Origin of the sequence: Lelliottia sp. JS-SCA-14 (assembly GCF_035593345.1) — a bacterium.
Taxonomy (GTDB): domain Bacteria; phylum Pseudomonadota; class Gammaproteobacteria; order Enterobacterales; family Enterobacteriaceae; genus Enterobacter; species Enterobacter wanjuensis.
The window spans coordinates 1,473,174-1,493,023 of the sequence record NZ_CP141606.1 but is presented as its reverse complement, the minus strand read 5'-3'; the positions used below and the strand labels follow the sequence as shown (position 1 = coordinate 1,493,023).

Here is a 19,850-nt window from a genome sequence, read left to right as displayed (position 1 = left end):
AACCTTCGCTCAGATAGCGTGAGGTAAACTACAGACACAAAAAAACCGCCACATCTCTGTGGCGGCTCGACATTGCTGTGTGAGTCTTTGCTTTATCTTAGTAAAAATCGCAGGTCGCTTTTTCGGCCTGGTCCATCCATACCGGTTTCTCGCTGGTTTTCGCCCAGACGCGGTGCAGATAGCTGTAAAAACGGGCACGGTCTTTCCAGAATAACATCACTGGCAGCGCCACAATCCCGGCCACTACGGCGAAGGTGCGACGTAAAAAGACAACATGTGCTGGAAACTCTTTATACAGGTCCATGATTTTCTCCCCTATAGCTTGGCCGGAAACGTTATCCGGAAAATTCAAAAGTGGTTATCTGGCTAAAATAGTACCGCTTTGTTTGTAATTTTACTACTCATCCGACCACTTATTTTCGTCCGTTTAGTGAATATTTACATTCCGCCTGTAATTAAGTTACATAAAAGTTAACAAGATACTTACCATTAGTTAAATTAGGGTCTTGCCATTTTTATACTTTTTTTACACCCACCCCACTGATTTTTGCGAAATCTTTGCGCCATAAATCCTACCTTTTGCACAACGACAAAAGTCACCCGGAGGTGAATTGTGAGTGCAGGTCTGATTGCTGGCATCGTGCTGGTGTTCCTGTTGTTGGGCTATCTGATTTATGCCCTGATTAATGCGGAGGCCTTCTGATGGTGGCCCAGGCATTTTTACTGATCGCCAGCTTCCTGCTGGTGCTTTTCGTGCTTGCAAGACCGCTAGGAAGCTGGCTGGCGCGGATGATTAACGGCGGCGCGCTGCCGGTAGTCGGCGGCGTCGAAAACGGGGTATGGCGCATACTGGGCGTGAATACCGAGGAGATGAACTGGCGTCAGTATCTGACGGCGATTTTACTGCTGAACATCGTCGGGCTGGCGTTTCTGTTCGCGATGCTGATGCTGCAGGGCATCCTGCCGCTGAACCCGCAGCAGCTGCCGGGCCTGTCATGGCATCTGGCGCTTAATACCGCGGTGAGTTTCGTCAGCAACACCAACTGGCAGTCCTATGCCGGGGAAACCACCCTGAGCTATTTCAGCCAGATGGTCGGGTTAACGGTGCAGAACTTCCTCTCTGCCGCCAGCGGTATCGCGGTGATCTTCGCCCTGACCCGCGCCTTTGCCCGTCAAAAAATCAACACGCTCGGCAACGCGTGGGTCGATCTCACACGCATCACCCTGTGGGTGCTGCTGCCGATTTCTCTGCTGATTGCCCTGTTCTTTATCCAGCAAGGGACGTTGCAGAATCTCCTGCCCTACTCGTCTTACACTTCGCTTGAAGGAGTGAAACAGATGCTGCCGATGGGTCCGGTGGCGTCGCAAGAGGCGATCAAAATGCTCGGGACCAACGGCGGCGGCTTCTTTAACGCCAACTCCTCGCATCCGTTCGAAAACCCGACTGCGCTGACCAATTTCGTGCAAATGCTGGCGATCTTCCTGATCCCCGCCGCGCTCTGTTTTGCGTTTGGCGATGTGGTGAGCGATCGCCGTCAGGGCCGCACGTTGCTGTGGGCGATGTCGATTATCTTCGTGGTCTGCGCGGCGCTGGTGATGTGGGCGGAATGGCACGGTAACAGCCACTTCCTGCAGCTGGGCGCTGACAGCAGCATCAATATGGAAGGCAAAGAGAGCCGCTTCGGCATTCTCGCCAGCAGCCTGTATGCCGTCGTCACAACGGCAGCCTCCTGCGGGGCGGTGAACGCGATGCACGACTCCTTCACTGCGCTGGGTGGGATGATCCCCCTGTGGCTGATGCAGATTGGCGAAGTGGTCTTCGGCGGCGTCGGGTCTGGTCTGTACGGCATGCTGCTGTTCGTTCTGCTGGCGGTGTTTATTGCCGGGCTGATGATTGGCCGCACGCCGGAGTATCTGGGCAAGAAAATCGACGTCCGTGAAATGAAGCTGACAGCCCTCGCTATCCTGGTCACACCGGCTCTCGTGCTGATCGGCACCGCGCTGGCGCTGATGACCGAAGCCGGGCGCAGCGGCATTTTCAACCCTGGCATCCACGGCTTTAGCGAAGTGCTGTACGCCGTCTCGTCTGCCGCTAACAACAACGGCAGCGCCTTTGCCGGGTTAAGCGCCAACTCACCGTTCTGGAACTGCCTGCTGGCGTTCTGCATGTTCTTCGGCCGCTTTGGGGTCATCGTGCCGGTGCTGGCTATCGCCGGGTCGCTGGTGAGCAAAAAGATCCAGCCGACGTCGACCGGGACATTGCCAACCCACGGCGCGCTGTTTATTGGCCTGCTGATTGGCACCATCCTGCTGGTCGGTGCCCTGACCTTTATCCCCGCCCTCGCTTTAGGCCCGGTCGCGGAACATCTTTCTTTACGCTAACAGAGCGGAGATATCAGTCATGAGTCGTAAACAACTGGCCCTCTTAGAACCGACCTTGGTTCGCCAGGCGTTGATGGATGCGGTAAAAAAACTCAGCCCGCGCGTGCAGTGGCACAACCCGGTGATGTTTATCGTCTGGATTGGCAGCGTGATCACCACTGTGCTGGCCGTCGCCATGAGCACCGGATACCTGACGGGCGATGCCCTCTTTACCGGTGCCATCAGCCTGTGGCTGTGGTTTACCGTGCTGTTCGCCAACTTTGCCGAAGCGCTGGCGGAAGGCCGCAGCAAGGCACAGGCCAACAGTCTGAAAGGGGTCAAAAAGACCGCCTTTGCCCGCAAACTGCGTGAGCCGAAATACGGCGCACAGATGGATCACGTCCCGGCCGATGAGCTGCGCAAAGGCGACGTGGTGCTGGTGGAAGCCGGTGACATCATCCCCTGCGACGGGGAGGTGATCGAAGGCGGCGCATCGGTGGACGAAAGCGCTATTACCGGGGAGTCCGCCCCGGTGATCCGCGAGTCCGGCGGTGACTTTGCCTCGGTCACGGGCGGGACGCGCATTCTCTCCGACTGGCTGGTGATCCAGTGCAGCGTTAACCCCGGCGAAACTTTCCTCGACCGGATGATCGCCATGGTCGAAGGCGCGCAGCGTCGTAAAACGCCGAACGAAATCGCGCTGACCATTCTGCTGGTGGCCCTGACCATCGTCTTCCTGCTGGCGACCGCCACCCTGTGGCCGTTCTCGGCCTACGGCGGCACGGCGGTGAGCGTCACGGTGCTGGTGGCTCTGCTGGTCTGCCTGATCCCGACGACCATCGGCGGCCTGCTGTCGGCGATTGGCGTGGCCGGGATGAGCCGGATGCTCGGCGCGAACGTCATCGCCACCAGCGGTCGTGCGGTCGAAGCGGCGGGCGACGTGGATGTGTTGCTGCTGGATAAAACCGGGACCATTACGCTGGGCAACCGTCAGGCGTCGGATTTCCTGCCTGCGCCTGGCGTGGATGAGAAAACCCTGGCCGACGCGGCGCAGCTCTCGTCGCTGGCCGATGAAACACCGGAAGGCCGCAGCATCGTGATTCTGGCGAAACAGCGCTTTAACCTGCGTCAGCGCGACGTGCAAAGCCTGCATGCCACCTTTGTGCCCTTCACGGCGCAGACGCGGATGAGCGGGATTAACATCCAGGACCGCATGATCCGTAAAGGCTCGGTGGACGCCATTCGTCGCCACATCGAGGCCAACAACGGTCACTTCCCGCCGCAGGTCGATCAGCTGGTGGAAAGCGTGGCGCGCCAGGGGGCTACGCCGCTGGTGGTCGCCGAAGGGGCGAACGTGCTCGGGGTGATCGCCCTGAAAGATATCGTCAAAGGCGGCATCAAAGAGCGTTTTGCTCAGCTGCGCAAGATGGGGATCAAAACGGTGATGATAACCGGGGATAACCGTCTGACCGCCGCGGCCATCGCCGCTGAAGCCGGTGTGGATGATTTCCTCTCGGAAGCGACGCCGGAAGCGAAACTGGCGCTGATCCGTCAGTACCAGGCCGAAGGCCGTCTGGTGGCGATGACCGGCGACGGCACCAACGACGCCCCGGCGCTGGCCCAGGCCGACGTGGCGGTGGCGATGAACTCCGGAACCCAGGCCGCAAAAGAAGCGGGCAACATGGTCGATCTGGACTCTAACCCGACCAAGCTGATCGAGGTGGTGCACATCGGGAAACAGATGCTGATGACCCGCGGCTCGCTCACTACCTTCAGTATCGCCAACGACGTGGCGAAATACTTCGCCATTATTCCGGCGGCGTTTGCGGCCACCTATCCGCAGCTTAACGCCCTGAACGTGATGCACCTGCACTCGCCCGCGTCGGCGATCCTCAGCGCCGTGATTTTCAACGCCCTGATTATCGTCTTCCTGATCCCGCTGGCGCTGAAAGGGGTGAGCTATAAACCGCTGACCGCTGCCGCCATGCTGCGCCGCAACCTGTGGATTTACGGTCTTGGCGGATTGGTGGTGCCTTTTATCGGGATCAAACTTATCGACCTGTTACTGACCCTGTTCGGGCTGGTTTAAGAGAGAAATCAAATGACTATGTTACGTCCCGCTATACTTCTGTTTATTCTGCTCTCCCTGATGACCGGCGGGCTTTACCCGCTGGTGACCACCGCGCTGGGCCAGTGGTGGTTTAAGGATCAGGCCAACGGTTCGCTGATTCTGCAAAACGGCGAGAGTCGCGGTTCGCGCCTGATTGGGCAGAACTTTACCGACGCGGGCTACTTTCAGGGGCGTCCTTCCGCCACCGCCGAAAGCCCGTATAATCCGATGGCATCGGGGGGCAGCAACCTGGCCGGAAGCAATCCTGAGCTGGATAAAGCCGTGAGCGAACGCATCAGGGCCCTGCGCGCCGCCAATCCGCAGGCGAATCCGACGGTGCCGGTTGAGCTGGTCACCGCTTCCGCCAGCGGGCTGGACTACAGCCTGACGCCCGCTGCCGTAGCCTGGCAAATTCCGCGCGTCGCTACCGCACGCGGGCTGACTACCGACCAGGTGAGCAAATTGGTCGCCGAGCACACGCAAAAACCACTGGTGAGTTTTATTGGGATGCCGGTCGTAAACATTGTTGAGCTGAATATGGCGCTGGACGCATTAAGGAAAAACTAAATGACCGACGAGCCCCTGCGTCCGAATCCGGACAGGCTGCTTGAACAGACCGTTGAAGCGCATCGCGGCAAACTCAAAGTGTTTTTCGGCGCCTGTGCGGGCGTCGGAAAAACCTACGCCATGCTGACGGAAGCGCAGCGTTTACGGGCCCAGGGGCTGGATATTCTGATAGGGGTGGTCGAAACCCACGGACGCAAAGAGACGGCGGCGCTGCTGGAGGGGCTGGCGACACAGCCCGCCCGCCGCATCAATCATCGCAGCCGTCTGGTGACCGAGTTTGATCTCGACGCCGCCCTCGCCCGCCGCCCGGCGTTGATTCTGATGGACGAACTGGCGCACAGCAACGCGCCAGGCTCGCGCCACCCCAAGCGCTGGCAGGATGTCGAAGAGCTGCTGGAAGCGGGCATCGACGTCTTTACCACCGTTAACGTCCAGCATCTGGAAAGCCTGAACGACGTGGTCAGCGGCGTAACCGGAATTCAGGTGCGCGAAACCGTCCCCGATCCCTTTTTTGATTCCGCCGATGAGGTGGTGCTTGTCGATCTGCCCCCGGACGATCTGCGCCAGCGCCTGCACGAAGGTAAAGTCTATATCGCCGGTCAGGCCGAACGTGCCATCGAACATTTCTTCCGCAAAGGAAACCTGATCGCCCTGCGCGAGCTGGCCCTGCGCCGCACCGCCGACCGGGTGGACGATCAGATGCGCGCCTGGCGTGACCGTCAGGGGCAAGATCGCGTCTGGCATACCCGCGATTCGATTTTGCTGTGCATCGGGCATAACAGCGGCAACGAAAAGCTGGTCCGCACCGCCGCGCGGCTGGCGGCAAAATTCGGCAGCGCCTGGCATGCGGTTTATGTGGAAACCCCGCACCTGCACGCCCTGCCAGAGAATCAGCGGCGCGCGATCCTCAGCGCCCTGCGCCTTGCCCAGGAGCTGGGGGCGGAAACCGCCACCCTCTCCGATCCGGCCGAAGATAAAGCGATTCTGCGCTACGCCCGGGAACACAATCTCGGCAAAATCGTCATCGGCCGCCGTCAGAACCGCCGCTGGTTTAGCCGGGAATCTTTTGCCGACAAGCTGGCAAAACGCGCGCCGGATCTGGATTTGGTGATTGTCGCCCTCGATGAAAAACCGGCTCCCCTGCCCGGTCGCGCGCCCGACGCGCGCACCTTTGGCGATAAATGGCGCATCCAGCTCAGAGGCTGTCTGGTCGCAACGGTGCTCTGCGCCCTGATCACTATTGTCGCCAGCCAGTGGCTGATTGCCTTTGACGCCGCCAACCTGGTGATGATCTACCTGCTCGGCGTGGTGGTCGTTGCGCTGCTGTACGGACGCTGGCCGTCGGTGCTCGCCACCGTCATTAACGTCGCCAGCTTTGACCTCTTTTTCATCGCCCCGCGCGGGACGCTGGCCGTGTCAGATGTGCAGTACATTCTGACGTTTGCCGTGATGCTCACCGTCGGGCTGGTGATCGGGAATCTCACCGCCGGGGTGCGCTATCAGGCGCGTATCGCCCGCTATCGTGAACAGCGCACGCGTCATCTGTATGAGATGTCGAAATCGCTGGCGGTTGGGCGCACACCGCTGGATATCGTCCAGACCAGCGAGCAGTTTATTCGCTCCACCTTCCAGGCGAGCAGCCTGATTTTGCTTCCGGATGAGCACGGCAAACTGCGCCCATTGACCTCCGCCAACGGCATGACACCGTGGGATGAAGCCATCGCCCGCTGGAGTTTCGATAAAGGTCTGCCTGCCGGTGCCGGAACCGACACCCTCCCCGGCGTGCCCTATCTGATTCTGCCCCTGCGTAGCGCCGACAAAACGCTCGGGCTGGTGATTGTTGAGCCGTCGAATCTGCGCCAACTGATGATCCCGGAACAGCAGCGTCTGCTCGAGACCTTCACCCTGCTGGTCGCCAGCGCTCTGGAGCGTCTGGCATTGACCACCAGCGAAGAGCAGGCGCGGCTCGCGAGCGAACGCGAAAGCATTCGCAACTCCCTGCTGGCGGCCCTGTCCCACGATCTGCGCACCCCGCTGACGGTGCTGTTTGGTCAGTCGGAGATCCTGACCCTGGATCTGGCGGCGGAGAACTCCCCGCACGCCCCGCAGGCCAGCGAAATCCGCCAGCACGTCCTGAACACCACCCGGCTGGTGAATAATTTGCTCGACATGGCGCGCATTCAGTCCGGCGGGTTTAACCTGAAAAAAGAGTGGCTGACGCTGGAAGAGGTGGTCGGCAGCGCGTTGAAAATGCTGGAACCGGGGCTGGGTGGACGTCATATCACCCTCAATATGCCGGAGCCGCTTACGCTTATTCATGTCGACGGGCCGCTGTTTGAGCGGGTGCTGATTAACCTCCTGGAAAATGCGGCGAAGTATGCGGGAGCGAAAGCGGAAATTGGCTTAACGGCGGGCGTCGCCCATCAGTCGCTGCGTCTGGAGGTGTGGGACGACGGGCCGGGCATTCCGGCGGGTCAGGAAGCGGCGATATTTGAAAAGTTTGCGCGCGGGAATAAGGAGTCGGCAATCCCCGGCGTCGGGCTGGGGCTGGCGATCTGCCAGGCGATTGTCGACGTGCACGGCGGGACCATCACCGCCCACAACCGCCCGGAAGGCGGGGCCTGTTTTTGTGTTACACTTCCGCTGGATGCCCCGCCAGAACTTGATGAATTACCAGAGGATTTGTGATTAACGTCCTGATTGTTGAAGATGAACTCGCCATTAGCCGTTTCCTGCGCGCCGCGCTGGAGGGGGACGGCTTGCGCGTGTACGACGCCGGGACATTACAGCGCGGCCTGATCGAAGCGGCCACCCGCAAACCCGATCTGGTGATCCTCGATTTAGGCCTGCCGGACGGCGACGGTCTCGATTTTATCCGCGAAGTGCGCCAGTGGAGCCAGATGCCGATTATCGTGCTTTCGGCTCGCGCCGAAGAGACGGACAAGATTGCGGCGCTGGACGCCGGAGCCGATGACTATCTCAGCAAACCCTTTGGGATTGGCGAACTTCAGGCGCGACTGCGCGTGGCCCTGCGCCGCCACAGCGCCACGACCCCGTCCGATCCGGTGTATACCTTTTCCGATATTCAGGTCGATCTGCCCGCGCGCCGCATTTTGCGCGGCACGGAAGAGATCCACCTCACCCCGATTGAGTTTCGCCTGCTGGCGGTGCTCCTCAACAACCACGGCAAAGTGCTGACGCAGCGCCAGCTGCTGAACCAGGTCTGGGGACCAAACGCCGTCGAGCATAGTCACTATTTACGCATATATATGGGCCACCTTCGTCAAAAATTAGAGATGGACCCCGCACGCCCCCGCCATTTATTAACTGAAACCGGTATCGGTTATCGGTTTATGCTTTGAATATTTATTCAGAATTAACTCAACTCAAATAATATACTCTCCTTTTACCTATTCATTTATTAAGTCGCTCCTGGTATATGATCGCCTTAAAATAAATAAACACACCTAAAATACATTGCATTAACATTATTAATACAAAGCAGCGTTATGCACTGCGCTATTCACGCAAAACGAATATTTATTTCTGATTTGATCGGTTATTGGTGATCTTCTTCACGGTTTACCGCCCTTTCCTGGATAAAATGGCCGTGCTTTCAATTACTGAAAGGAAAAATGCTCATGGAAAACAATAATCGTTTAATGCCTCATATCAGGCGAACAACGCATATTATGATGTTCGCCCACCGCAATAGCTTTGATTTTCATTTCTTCAACGCCCGGTAGTCCTTCGACCCAGGGCGCGTCTGCTTACAGGTTATCCTGAAATCTCCTGACTTACAGGCACTTGCCTGTGGGCGCTGCGCTCCTTTTCCTTAAATCCGCTTTTTTCCGTCACCGGACGGTGTGGATTTATTTCATCTAAAAGCAATGAACTGATTTTTTATCAGCGGCTCCTCTTTGCTTTTTTTTCCGGAATATTTCGATTTCATTTTTATACGAAGTCGAAGGACAAATATTGCCTAAAATAAAGAGATAAATATGAACATGCTAAAAATCGCTGCCAGCCGTGCTTGCCCGGACTGCTTTACCACCACACGCGAAATGATTGACGTAGGCGCCACCGATTATATTGATGTCGCTGCCGTGGTTCTGGCCGTTGGCGATATTTTTAACGGCACCATTGAAGAAATAGAAGCCACCGGATTTGGCATTCCGGTCTTTATTGCCACCCACAAAGAAGAGATCGTTCCGGCTGAATATTTATCCCGCATTCACGGGGTATTTGAGTGCAACGACACCAGCAACGACTTCTACGGACGTCAGCTCGAAGCCGCCGCCGTGAAGTATGAAACCCAGTTGCGCCCGCCGTTCTTCCGCGCGCTGGTGGATTACGTCAAACAGGGCAACAGCGCCTTTGACTGCCCGGGGCATCAGGGCGGCCAGTTCTTCCGCCGTCACCCTGCCGGGAATCAGTTCGTCGACTTCTTCGGCGAGACGCTGTTCCGCTCCGATCTGTGTAATGCCGACGTGGCGATGGGCGATCTGCTGATCCACGAAGGCGCGCCCTGCACCGCGCAAAAACATGCGGCGAAAGTGTTTAATGCCGACAAAACCTATTTCGTACTGAACGGGACGTCATCATCAAATAAAGTGGTGCTGAATGCTCTGCTGACGCCGGGCGATCTGGTGCTGTTTGACCGTAACAACCATAAATCTAACCACCACGGTGCGCTGCTGCAGGCGGGCGCAACGCCGATTTATCTGGAAACCGCGCGCAACCCGTACGGCTTTATCGGCGGGATTGACGCCCACTGCTTCGAAGAGAACTATCTGCGTGAACTGGTGGCGGAAGTGGCACCGGGCAGGATGCGCGATCAGCGCCCGTTCCGCCTGGCGGTGATCCAGCTCGGCACTTACGACGGCACTATCTATAACGCCCGTCAGGTGGTCGATAAGATTGGTCATCTGTGCGACTACATTCTGTTCGACTCCGCGTGGGTCGGCTACGAGCAGTTCATTCCGATGATGGCCGATTGTTCCCCGCTGCTGCTGGAGTTGAACGAGAACGATCCGGGGATTCTGGTCACCCAGTCGGTGCATAAGCAGCAGGCCGGGTTCTCGCAGACTTCGCAGATCCATAAAAAAGACCGCCACATCAAAGGTCAGCAGCGCTATGTTCCGCATAAACGCCTCAACAACGCGTTCATGATGCACGCCTCCACCAGCCCGTTCTATCCGCTGTTTGCCGCCCTGGACATCAACGCCCGCATGCACGAGGGGCAAAGTGGCCGCAACATGTGGATGGACTGCGTGGTGAACGGCATCGAAGCCCGGAAGCTGATCCTGCAAAACTGCCAGTTTATCCGCCCGTTTGTGCCGGATATGGTCGATGGCAAACCGTGGGAAAGCTGGCCGACGGCGGAGATCTCTTCCGATCTGCGCTTCTTCCACTTCGTGCCGGGCGAGAACTGGCATGCGTTTGAAGGCTACGCCGAGCATCAGTATTTTATCGACCCGTGCAAACTTCTGCTGACCACACCGGGCATCAACGCTCGCACCGGTGAGTACGAAGATTTTGGCGTCCCGGCGACTATTCTCGCCAACTTCCTGCGCGAAAACGGCATCGTCCCGGAGAAATGCGACCTCAACTCGATCCTGTTCCTGCTGACGCCTGCCGAAGACATGGGCAAGTTGCAGCAGCTGATCGCTCAACTGGTGCGTTTCGAGAAACTGCTGGAAACCGACGCGCCGCTGAAAGAGGTGCTGCCATCGATCTACAAACAGCATCCTGAGCGCTACGCCGATTACTCCCTGCGTCAGATTTGCCAGGAGATGCACAACCTCTACGCGCGTCACAACGTGAAACAGCTGCAAAAAGAGATGTTCCGCAAGGCGCACTTCCCGACGATGAAAATGAATCCACAGGAGGCGAACTACGCCTATCTGCGCGGCGAAGTCGAGCTGGTTTCCCTGCGCGATGCGGAAGGCCGAATTGCGGCGGAAGGCGCACTCCCTTACCCACCGGGCGTGCTGTGCGTGGTTCCTGGTGAAGTCTGGGGCGATGCGGTGCTGCGCTATTTCACCGCGCTGGAAGAAGGGATCAACCTTCTGCCGGGCTTCGCACCTGAACTGCAGGGCGTGTACGTCGAAGAGTGCGACGGGCGCAAACAGGTTCGCTGCTACGTGATTAAGCAGCCAGCCGCTCGGCCTGCGCTGCTGAAAGGGGAAACATTATGAGTAAGAAATCCAACAAGATGGGCGTGGTGCAGCTCACCGTATTGACCATGGTGAATATGATGGGCTCGGGCATCATCATGCTGCCGACCAAACTCGCGGAAGTGGGGACGATCTCGATTATCTCCTGGCTGGTGACGGCGGTGGGTTCGATGGCGCTGGCGTGGGCTTTCGCCAAATGCGGGATGTTCAGCCGTAAGTCTGGCGGCATGGGCGGTTACGCGGAGTATGCCTTCGGCAAGTCGGGCAACTTTATGGCTAACTACACCTATGGCGTGTCGCTGCTCATCGCCAACGTAGCAATTGCGATTTCGGCGGTCGGATACGGCACGGAGCTGTTCGGCGTGGCGCTGAGTCCGGTGCAAATCGGGCTGGCGACCATCGGCGTGCTGTGGCTCTGTACGGTGGCCAACTTTGGCGGCGCGCGCATCACCGGGCAGATCAGTAGCGTGACCGTCTGGGGCGTGATTATTCCGGTCGTGGGTCTGTGCATTATCGGCTGGTTCTGGTTTAGCCCGACGCTGTACGCCAACTCCTGGAACCCGCACCACGTGCCGTTCTTTGCGGCGGTTGGTTCGTCTATCGCCATGACCCTGTGGGCTTTCCTGGGTCTTGAATCGGCGTGTGCCAACGCCGAAGTGGTGGAAAACCCGGAACGCAACGTGCCGATCGCGGTACTGGGCGGGACGCTGGGGGCAGCGGTGATTTACATCGTCTCCACCAACGTGATCGCCGGGATTGTGCCGAACATGGATCTGGCGAACTCCACCGCGCCGTTTGGTCTGGCGTTTGCGCAGATGTTCACCCCGGAAGTCGGGAAAGTGATCATGGGCCTGATGGTGATGTCCTGCTGCGGTTCGCTGCTCGGCTGGCAGTTCACCATTGCGCAGGTGTTTAAATCTTCTGCGGACTCCGGTTATTTCCCGAAAATTTTCTCGCGTGTCAGCAAGTCCGAGGCACCGATTCAGGGGATGCTGGCGATTGTGATCTTCCAGAGTGGCCTGTCGCTGATGACCATTAGCCCGTCCCTGAACAGCCAGTTCAACGTGCTGGTGAACCTGGCGGTGGTGACCAACATCATTCCGTATATTCTGTCGATGGCGGCGCTGGTGATTATTCAGAAGATGGCGAACGTCGATCCGCGTAAAGCTAAGATCGCGAATTTCGTGGCGCTGGTTGGGGCGATTTATAGCTTCTATGCCCTCTACTCTTCCGGACAGGAAGCGATGCTGTACGGCGCGATGGTGACCTTTATGGGCTGGACGTTGTACGGCCTGGTGTCACCGCGGTTTGAGTTGAAGAATAAGCACAGTTAAGCCAGGCACAAAAAAGCCCGGTGGCGCTGACGCTTACCGGGCCTACGAGGTAAAAGCAAAACGGCAACCCGAGGGTTGCCGTTTTTAATGTTTTCGCCCTCTCCCCGTGGGAGAGGGTTCGGGTGAGGGCATCAGACCGCAGAATTACGCGTTCTTCAACACTTCACTCACAATCTCTACCGCTTCTTTCTCAATCAGCTTACGGTGTTCGTCACCGAGGAAGCTTTCGCAGTAAATTTTGTACGCATCTTCCGTACCGGACGGACGCGCGGCAAACCAGCCGTTCTCGGTCATCACTTTCAGACCACCGATAGACGCCCCGTTACCCGGTGCCGCCGTCAGACGTGCGGTGATCGGGTCACCCGCCAGCGTATCCGCGCTCACCATCTCTGGAGAGAGCTTAGACAACGCCGCTTTCTGCGCGGAAGTCGCTCCCGCCTGAATACGGTTGTAGCTCGGCGCACCAAAGCGAGCGGCCAGCTCGTTGTAATGCTCCTGCGGGTTCTTACCGGTGACCGCGGTGATTTCCGCCGCCAGCAGGCACATAATGATCCCGTCTTTATCCGTCGACCACGGCGTACCGTCGAAACGCAGGAAGGATGCACCCGCGCTCTCTTCGCCGCCGAAGCCGAAGCTGCCGTCGTGCAGACCGTCAACAAACCATTTGAAGCCCACCGGCACTTCTACCAGCTTGCGGCCCAGATCGTTCACCACGCGGTCAATCATCGCGGAAGAGACCAGCGTTTTACCGACGGCGACCTCTTTGCCCCACTGTGGACGATGCTGGAACAGATAGTTAATCGCAACGGCCAGATAGTGGTTCGGATTCATCAGGCCCGCAGGGGTGACGATCCCGTGGCGGTCGTAGTCCGGGTCGTTGGCAAACGCCAGATCGAACTTATCGCGCAGAGCCAGAAGACCAGCCATCGCACACTCGGAGGAGCAGTCCATACGGATGGCGCCATCTTTGTCGAGGTGCATAAAACGGAAAGTCTGATCGACCTGATCGTTCACGATGGTCAGATCCAGCTTGTAGAATTCGGCAATGCGCTTCCAGTATTCGATCCCGGAACCGCCGAGCGGATCCACGCCCAGCTTCAGGCCCGCTTTCTGAATCGCGGCGATATCGACGATATCCGCCAGCCCTTCAATAAACGGCTGCACCAGATCCAGCTCTTTCACGTGGCCGGAGGCCATGGCCTCATCCAGTGAAATACGCTTCACGCCGTTCAGGCCAGCAGCCAGCAGCGCGTTGGCGCGGTCTTCGACCACTTTGGTGACGTTGGTATCAGCCGGGCCACCGTTCGGTGGGTTGTACTTGATACCACCGTCGTCCGGCGGGTTGTGCGACGGGGTGATGACGATACCGTCCGCCTGTGTGCCGCCTTTTTTGTTGTGCACCAGAATGGCGTTCGAGACCGCAGGGGTCGGCGTAAAGCCGTTATCTTCCTGGACGATCACGTCAACGCCGTTCGCGGCCAGCACTTCCAGCACGGAAATGAACGCCGGTTCGGACAGCGCGTGGGTGTCTTTCCCGACATAGCACGGACCGGTCACGCCATTTTTCGCGCGCTCTTCCGCAATGGCCTGGGCAATGGCCAGAATATGCGGTTCGTTAAAGCTATGGCGCGCCGCGCTGCCGCGGTGGCCAGACGTACCAAACTTCACTGCGTGTTCTGCGTTGCCCACTTCCGGCTTCAGCACGTAGTACTGCGCGGTGAGTTGAGCGACGTTAATCAAATCGCTTTGTTGTGCAGGCTGACCCGCACGTTCGTGATTTGCCATTGCCTGGTCCTTCCTGTGCAAGGGTTAAATGGTACCGCAAACCTTTTCAATCAATTCCGCCGGGAATTGCATCGACTGCATGATGTGTTCGACCATGCTGCATTTGCGTCCGGTGTTGGTATTGGTGATCACCCAGTACGGCGTACCAGGGACATGTTTAGGTTTGGTTTGATTGCCGTTGGCAAGCAGCGTCTGCTCGTCGCCCGCGAAGTAGACGCGGGTACGGCCATGAAGCGAATCAGTGGCTTCGGCAAACGCTTTGTTATCCAGTGAATAGAGTGTAGACAGCACCAGCATAAAGCGGTTAACCGCTTTCTTCTGCTCGGCGTATTCGTCGGAAAGCAGCAGTTCACGCACTGCGCGGACTTTGTCTTTCACCGGGGCGACTGTTTTGACTTCAACAGCAGCGCTCAGCTGACGAACCTCTTTAGAAACCGGAGTTGCAGGCTGTGAGGCGGCGGAAAATTTCAGCATACGCCGTAAAATGTCGGACGCACTCTCGCCAATATGTCGCGTGTGGCTGGCAATATACTGATAGAGCTCATCATCAACTTCGATTGTTTTCATCTTAATCCAGTGCAATATCTTATCTGAATACAAGTCGTTGGGATTATAAGGGCTAATCCCAACCGCGGATAGGGTCAAGCCAGGCTTGCGGCAAAAGTCAGATTAAACTGGAACCTTGCAGCCGGGCGGCAGAATGGTCAACATAATACCCTAACCTGACATACGTAAAAAAAGAACTTTGCCATGAAATTGAATAGCCGAGCGCAATCTGCACAATCGCCGAACAATAATTCTCCCATCGTACTGGTTCATGGCCTGTTTGGCAGCCTCGATAACCTGGGCGTGCTGGCCCGCGATCTGGTGGCCGACCACGATATCCTGCAGGTGGATATGCGCAACCACGGCCTTTCCGAGCGCAGCCCGGAGATGACCTACGCCGCGATGGCGCAGGATCTGCTGGATACCCTCGATGCCAACCAGATTGAAAAAGCGACGCTGATTGGCCATTCGATGGGCGGCAAAGCGGTCATGGCTCTGACGGCGCTGGCTCCTGAGCGTATCGACCATTTGGTGGTGATCGACGTCGCCCCGGTGGATTACGACGTGCGCCGTCATGATGAAATCTTTGCGGCGATCAACGCCGTGACCGAGGCGGGCGTTTCCACGCGCCAGCAGGCAGCGGCGGTGATGCGCGAACATCTGGATGAAGAAGGCGTGGTGCAGTTTCTGCTGAAATCCTTCGTCGATGGCGCATGGCGTTTTAACGTGCCGGTGCTGTGGGATCAATATTCCCATATTGTCGGCTGGGACAACGTTCCGGCCTGGCCGCACCCTACCCTGTTTATCCGTGGCGGGAATTCCCCGTACGTCACCGACGCCTGTCGCGATGAGCTGCTGGCGCAATTCCCCCAGGCGCGTGCACATGTGGTAGCCGGAGCCGGACACTGGGTTCACGCCGAAAAACCGGAAGCCGTGCTGCGGGCGATTCGTCGTTATCTCTCTGATAATGTGATTTGATTAAAAAGCCAGCGACCGGTTGCCTGCGGGTCACCAGTCGTTGGCGTGCAGGTTGACGTCATGTATGATGTCGCGCTCATCGCCCCGGCAATAGCAGGGCTGCTTGTTTTCCCCCGAAGTCTCTGAATCATGGCCAAAGAACAAACGGACCGCACGACATTAGATCTGTTCGCGACTGAACGTCGACCGGGACGACCAAAAACCAATCCGCTTTCGCGTGATGAACAGTTGCGCATCAATAAGCGCAATCAGCTAAAACGCGACAAGAGTCGTGGGCTTAAACGCGTCGAGCTAAAACTCAACGCGGAAGCGGCTGACGCCTTAAGTGAACTGGCCGACGCCCGCGAAATCAGCCGCAGCGAGCTGATTGAAGAGATGCTGATGGCGCAACTTCAGGCGTGGCGCAGCACCAGGTGATCGTCTGAAAATCCACTCATTTGTCCCTTTCATGTAGCACAGAGTGCAGTCCCGCGTGATAGCTGTTTCCGCAGACTTCCCTGTTCTGCTATGATTGCCCTTATCCGTGGACAAATTGCGCCACCATACCATTAAGTTTCAAGAGGTTATTTTACTCATGGCAATCATCGGCATTTTTTTCGGCAGCGATACCGGTAATACCGAAAACATCGCAAAAAACATTCAAAAACAGCTTGGTAAAGACGTTGCCGACGTGCATGACATTGCTAAGAGCAGCAAAGAAGATCTCGAAGGCTACGATATTCTGCTGCTCGGCATCCCAACCTGGTACTACGGCGAAGCGCAGTGTGACTGGGATGATTTCTTCCCGACGCTGGAAGAAGTCGATTTCAACGGCAAGCTCGTGGCCCTCTTCGGCTGCGGCGACCAGGAAGATTACGCAGAGTACTTCTGTGATGCGCTGGGCACCATCCGCGACATCATTGAGCCACGCGGCGCCGCGATCGTCGGCCACTGGCCAACGGCGGGCTATCATTTCGAAGCTTCTAAAGGCCTGGCGGATGACGACCACTTTGTTGGCCTCGCTATCGACGAAGACCGTCAGCCAGAGCTGACCGCAGAGCGCGTCGACAAGTGGGTGAAACAGATCCGCGAAGAACTGCACCTCGACGACATTCTGAACGCCTGATCAAATCTGTGAGGTGTAGCGTTTTACGCTATGCCTCATTGATAGATAATTCCAATCAAAATAATTGCTACAAATTTTTAACTTTTGCGTTCATACCTGTACAATGTCCCAGGGTTAAAGTGGATGCCATCGAACAAGTTTGTTGGTGATACCACGTTTTTATAAGCATACTTTGCTTGAGACTTGCGGTTTTCATTTAGACATGGCAGTTCTATAATGAGACGCATTATCCCAACTGCATTTTCTGTCACTTCTTAAGGAAGTGAATCGTTTAGCAACAGGACAGATTCCGCATGACTGACAACAATACCGCATTAAAGAAGGCTGGCCTGAAAGTGACGCTTCCTCGTTTAAAAATCCTGGAAGTTCTGCAAGGGCCGGACAACCATCACGTCAGTGCGGAAGACTTATACAAGCGTCTGATCGACATGGGCGAAGAGATTGGGCTGGCGACCGTATACCGCGTTCTGAACCAGTTCGATGACGCCGGCATTGTCACCCGTCATAATTTTGAAGGCGGTAAATCCGTTTTTGAACTGACGCAGCAGCATCACCACGATCACCTGATTTGCCTCGACTGCGGCAAGGTGATTGAGTTTAGCGATGACTCTATCGAAGCACGTCAGCGTGAGATTGCCACCCGACATGGCATCCGTCTGACCAACCATAGCCTGTATCTGTATGGTCACTGTGCTGAAGGCGATTGCCGCGAAAACGAGCACGCTCACGATACCAAATAATTCTGCTTCATACTCTGAGCCAACCTGACGGTTGGCTTTTTTTTTGCCTGCAATAAATGCAAAACGCCCGGCGAGCTCTCGCTGCCGGGCGTTGATGAACGCAGATTACTGCGCGTTGTTCTTGCGAATTTCCTGCCAGAGCTGGCCGCAATCGGCTTTCACTGCTTCACCATTACCCGTTTTACGCGCCTGGATACAGGCCTGATAGTCCATCACGCGAACATTCTCTTGCGTCGCAAACTGCTCATGTGCCTTTTCTTTCTTCAGTACCGTCAGCACGCTCTGGCAGGCCTGGATTTTCTCCGGCGAGCCTTCCGCGGTGTTGATACAGGTGCTGTAAGCCTCTTTGAGACGAGAATCTTCTTTCGGTGCCTGAGGCTGCGCACAGGCAACCAGACCCGATGCCAGTACCGCCACCACTACAATTTTCTTCAACATGTTGGTCTCCATTCCGGCGGGTGTGACCCCGCCAGGCAGTTCATCAGAAGATGGTGAATGGTGCGATAACCATGAATTTCACGTCACGTTCATCCTGGAAGATGTTGCCGTAACCGCCTGCGTAGCTTGGGATATCAGAGTGGTTGTCATACTGCGTGAAGTGCAGTTTGAACATGGTGCCTTTCGCGCGACCGTCCTGCAGGGTATACATCGCATCCAGGCTGTAAGCGGACTCTTTCAGGCGATAGTTTGGATCGTAGTAAGCGTCTGGCGTAGCCATGTCGCCCGGCTTCGCGTCCCATGCGTAGGCGTAAGATGCGCCCACTGCCCAGCCCGGCAGATTCCAGTTTTTCAGGTCATACATCGCGCCGAAGAAGAGCGCTTTTTCGCCGTCGGCGTTGAAGTCTGAACGGTTATCCCACCAGATATCCAGACGACCGTTGGAAGAGGCGTAGGTTGGCGTCATACGCTGCAGGAAGTAGCCCTGCTGCCCTTCGGCTTTGACATAAGTTCCTTCGAGTCGTAAATCCACCTGACCGATTTTGTAGCCAAAGGTCAGCGCCTGTAGCCATGCGGTACCGTCATACAGATCGTTCACACTGCCATCGCTGACTTTGTCACGCGTACCGTAGAACTGATAGCTGGTGGTCAGCGGGCCGCCAACGATATCGAATTTGTAGCTGGCTTTGGCGAAATACTGATCGACGTAACCTTCCGCCTGGCCGAACGCCGCTTCCAGCACGAGGTCGTTTTTGAAGTCATATTTCGCGCCGAGAGAGTGTAGATACTCCACGCGGGTCTTTTTATCGTTCTGGTAGAACTTGTCCATCTCGATGTGCCACGGCGCTTTGTACTCGTTGGTCCACATGTAGGAGAAGCTCAACGCACCCGCATCGCCGTAGTCAAAGTTCGCCCCGGCTTCCGCGCCCTGGTAAGTACCTGGCATGAAGCTCCAGTGTGGGGCTAACAGGGTCTGACCGGTTGGCTGAATGTAACCACCGCGCGCCCATACTGGACCGTATTTGAATTTTGCCGCCGCTTTATACAGGCTGATACCGCTCTTATCGCCAGACCAGTCTTCTTTGTACGCTTTGTTGCTTGAGGAGAACGCGATTTCGTTCGGGTGTGCGCTATCGCCGTTTTCCGCCATTTCGATGGCCGTGAAAGCAGCAATATCCAGACCGAACATATCAGCCGCATAACCGGACTGGAAATCCAGGTTGGCGTTCCAGGTGGAGTGAGAAAGGTTAACTTTGTATTTGTCGCCGTCGGTGACATCTTTACGGTCACGTTCACGCTGCCAGTAATAGATACCGCCCGTGAGTGTCGAATCATCGATAAAGCCTGCTGCCTGAGCCTGCGGAGCTGCAATAAAGCCCGACATTGCTGTCACACCGGCGATAGCCAGCGCCAGCGCACTACGTTTGCCACTGAACGTACGCATAGATTGTTCCTCTTTGACGAATAAAAGCGCCTTAAACGGCGAAAAATCTAAAAGACCAAATGGTCAGGGGTAGTCTGTAATACCCTCGAATTAACTACCGCCTTTAGACTATTTTTCGCGACGCGAATTATCAATGCTTTTCAGTGGGCAAAATGCAGGATTATGACGAAGTGCACATAATTGGTAGTGATTTGTAACACATCACCTGCGACAAGGCTTAAGCGGAAAAATATGGTTAAATTCAGTGAGTAATGAAATTTGAT

General features: G+C 56.6%; 18 protein-coding genes. 13 read left to right on the top strand and 5 right to left on the bottom strand.

Annotated elements, in window-relative coordinates:
* Positions 1-97: 97 nt before the first annotated feature.
* On the bottom strand, positions 98-304 hold the full coding sequence (locus U9O48_RS07000) for a YbfA family protein (RefSeq protein WP_095281257.1): 207 nt from the start codon (positions 302-304) through the stop codon (positions 98-100).
* A 309-nt stretch (positions 305-613) separates the two neighbouring features.
* Between U9O48_RS07000 and kdpF the strand changes: the two genes are divergently transcribed.
* The 9 genes from kdpF (at position 614) to potE (ending at position 12,551) form a co-directional block, all read left to right on the top strand.
* Positions 614-703, top strand: coding sequence for a K(+)-transporting ATPase subunit F (gene kdpF / locus U9O48_RS06995; protein ID WP_003858638.1), 90 nt, complete (start codon positions 614-616; stop codon positions 701-703).
* Entirely contained in the window at positions 703-2,382 is a 1,680-nt protein-coding gene (gene kdpA, locus U9O48_RS06990) for a potassium-transporting ATPase subunit KdpA (protein WP_285149031.1), read from the top strand. The genes kdpF and kdpA overlap by 1 nt, the downstream gene beginning before the upstream one ends.
* 19 nt (positions 2,383-2,401) lie before the next feature.
* Entirely contained in the window at positions 2,402-4,450 is a 2,049-nt protein-coding gene (gene kdpB / locus U9O48_RS06985) for a potassium-transporting ATPase subunit KdpB (protein WP_324723931.1), read from the top strand.
* A gap of 12 nt (positions 4,451-4,462) precedes the next feature.
* On the top strand, positions 4,463-5,038 hold the full coding sequence (gene kdpC, locus U9O48_RS06980) for a potassium-transporting ATPase subunit KdpC (RefSeq protein WP_324723930.1): 576 nt from the start codon (positions 4,463-4,465) through the stop codon (positions 5,036-5,038).
* Complete coding sequence (gene kdpD, locus U9O48_RS06975; protein WP_324723929.1) at positions 5,039-7,726, top strand: two-component system sensor histidine kinase KdpD; 2,688 nt, start codon at positions 5,039-5,041, stop codon at positions 7,724-7,726.
* Positions 7,723-8,400 (top strand): two-component system response regulator KdpE, encoded by a 678-nt coding sequence (kdpE, locus tag U9O48_RS06970; RefSeq protein WP_282494117.1) that lies wholly within the window; start codon positions 7,723-7,725, stop codon positions 8,398-8,400. The genes kdpD and kdpE overlap by 4 nt, the downstream gene beginning before the upstream one ends.
* 279 nt (positions 8,401-8,679) lie before the next feature.
* The gene (speFL, locus tag U9O48_RS06965; RefSeq protein ID WP_106875989.1) at positions 8,680-8,784 is read left to right on the top strand and encodes a leader peptide SpeFL; all 105 of its coding nucleotides are present in this window, start codon (positions 8,680-8,682) and stop codon (positions 8,782-8,784) included.
* 255 nt (positions 8,785-9,039) lie between these two features.
* Complete coding sequence (speF, locus tag U9O48_RS06960; protein ID WP_324723928.1) at positions 9,040-11,238, top strand: ornithine decarboxylase SpeF; 2,199 nt, start codon at positions 9,040-9,042, stop codon at positions 11,236-11,238.
* Positions 11,232-12,551 carry a putrescine-ornithine antiporter gene (gene potE / locus U9O48_RS06955; RefSeq protein ID WP_282494142.1) on the top strand — a complete coding sequence of 440 codons (1,320 nt, stop codon included), beginning with the start codon at positions 11,232-11,234 and terminating at the stop codon, positions 12,549-12,551. Before speF ends, potE begins: the two co-directional genes overlap by 7 nt.
* A gap of 144 nt (positions 12,552-12,695) precedes the next feature.
* Here potE and pgm read toward each other — a convergent pair whose 3' ends face one another.
* Positions 12,696-14,336, bottom strand: a complete 1,641-nt coding sequence (gene pgm / locus U9O48_RS06950; RefSeq protein ID WP_324723927.1) for a phosphoglucomutase (alpha-D-glucose-1,6-bisphosphate-dependent) — start codon at positions 14,334-14,336, stop codon at positions 12,696-12,698.
* A gap of 24 nt (positions 14,337-14,360) precedes the next feature.
* The gene (seqA, locus tag U9O48_RS06945) at positions 14,361-14,903 is read right to left on the bottom strand and encodes a replication initiation negative regulator SeqA (protein WP_324723926.1); all 543 of its coding nucleotides are present in this window, start codon (positions 14,901-14,903) and stop codon (positions 14,361-14,363) included.
* Positions 14,904-15,086: 183 nt separating this feature from the next.
* On the opposite strand from seqA, the gene ybfF reads away from it, so the two are divergent.
* The 4 genes from ybfF (at position 15,087) to fur (ending at position 17,705) form a co-directional block, all read left to right on the top strand.
* Positions 15,087-15,860, top strand: a complete 774-nt coding sequence (ybfF, locus tag U9O48_RS06940) for an esterase (protein ID WP_285146610.1) — start codon at positions 15,087-15,089, stop codon at positions 15,858-15,860.
* Positions 15,861-15,989: 129 nt separating this feature from the next.
* Complete coding sequence (ybfE, locus tag U9O48_RS06935) at positions 15,990-16,277, top strand: LexA regulated protein (protein WP_102104162.1); 288 nt, start codon at positions 15,990-15,992, stop codon at positions 16,275-16,277.
* Positions 16,278-16,434: 157 nt separating this feature from the next.
* Positions 16,435-16,965: a flavodoxin FldA gene (gene fldA / locus U9O48_RS06930; RefSeq protein ID WP_059178645.1), complete on the top strand. Its 531-nt coding sequence runs from the start codon at positions 16,435-16,437 to the stop codon at positions 16,963-16,965.
* Between the two features lie 293 nt (positions 16,966-17,258).
* The gene (fur, locus tag U9O48_RS06925) at positions 17,259-17,705 is read left to right on the top strand and encodes a ferric iron uptake transcriptional regulator (protein WP_064325325.1); all 447 of its coding nucleotides are present in this window, start codon (positions 17,259-17,261) and stop codon (positions 17,703-17,705) included.
* A 105-nt stretch (positions 17,706-17,810) separates the two neighbouring features.
* On the opposite strand, the gene chiQ is transcribed toward fur, so the two are convergent.
* Both chiQ and chiP read right to left on the bottom strand, forming a co-directional pair.
* A complete protein-coding gene (gene chiQ, locus U9O48_RS06920; protein WP_416382212.1) occupies positions 17,811-18,140 on the bottom strand; it encodes a ChiQ/YbfN family lipoprotein in 330 nt (109 codons plus the stop codon).
* A 46-nt stretch (positions 18,141-18,186) separates the two neighbouring features.
* On the bottom strand, positions 18,187-19,587 hold the full coding sequence (gene chiP, locus U9O48_RS06915; RefSeq protein ID WP_285153503.1) for a chitoporin ChiP: 1,401 nt from the start codon (positions 19,585-19,587) through the stop codon (positions 18,187-18,189).
* Positions 19,588-19,850: the final 263 nt, after the last annotated feature.

Excerpts from the sequence above, each read along its gene's own strand:
- U9O48_RS07000 (WP_095281257.1), bottom strand. The coding sequence starts at position 304 with ATGGACCTGTATAAAGAGTTTCCAGCACATGTTGTCTTTTTACGTCGC.
- kdpA (WP_285149031.1), top strand. The coding sequence starts at position 703 with ATGGTGGCCCAGGCATTTTTACTGATCGCCAGCTTCCTGCTGGTGCTT.
- kdpB (WP_324723931.1), top strand. The coding sequence starts at position 2,402 with ATGAGTCGTAAACAACTGGCCCTCTTAGAACCGACCTTGGTTCGCCAG.
- kdpC (WP_324723930.1), top strand. The coding sequence starts at position 4,463 with ATGACTATGTTACGTCCCGCTATACTTCTGTTTATTCTGCTCTCCCTG.
- kdpD (WP_324723929.1), top strand. The coding sequence starts at position 5,039 with ATGACCGACGAGCCCCTGCGTCCGAATCCGGACAGGCTGCTTGAACAG.
- speFL (WP_106875989.1), top strand. The coding sequence starts at position 8,680 with ATGGAAAACAATAATCGTTTAATGCCTCATATCAGGCGAACAACGCAT.
- speF (WP_324723928.1), top strand. The coding sequence starts at position 9,040 with ATGAACATGCTAAAAATCGCTGCCAGCCGTGCTTGCCCGGACTGCTTT.
- pgm (WP_324723927.1), bottom strand. The coding sequence starts at position 14,336 with ATGGCAAATCACGAACGTGCGGGTCAGCCTGCACAACAAAGCGATTTG.
- seqA (WP_324723926.1), bottom strand. The coding sequence starts at position 14,903 with ATGAAAACAATCGAAGTTGATGATGAGCTCTATCAGTATATTGCCAGC.
- ybfF (WP_285146610.1), top strand. The coding sequence starts at position 15,087 with ATGAAATTGAATAGCCGAGCGCAATCTGCACAATCGCCGAACAATAAT.
- ybfE (WP_102104162.1), top strand. The coding sequence starts at position 15,990 with ATGGCCAAAGAACAAACGGACCGCACGACATTAGATCTGTTCGCGACT.
- fldA (WP_059178645.1), top strand. The coding sequence starts at position 16,435 with ATGGCAATCATCGGCATTTTTTTCGGCAGCGATACCGGTAATACCGAA.
- fur (WP_064325325.1), top strand. The coding sequence starts at position 17,259 with ATGACTGACAACAATACCGCATTAAAGAAGGCTGGCCTGAAAGTGACG.
- chiP (WP_285153503.1), bottom strand. The coding sequence starts at position 19,587 with ATGCGTACGTTCAGTGGCAAACGTAGTGCGCTGGCGCTGGCTATCGCC.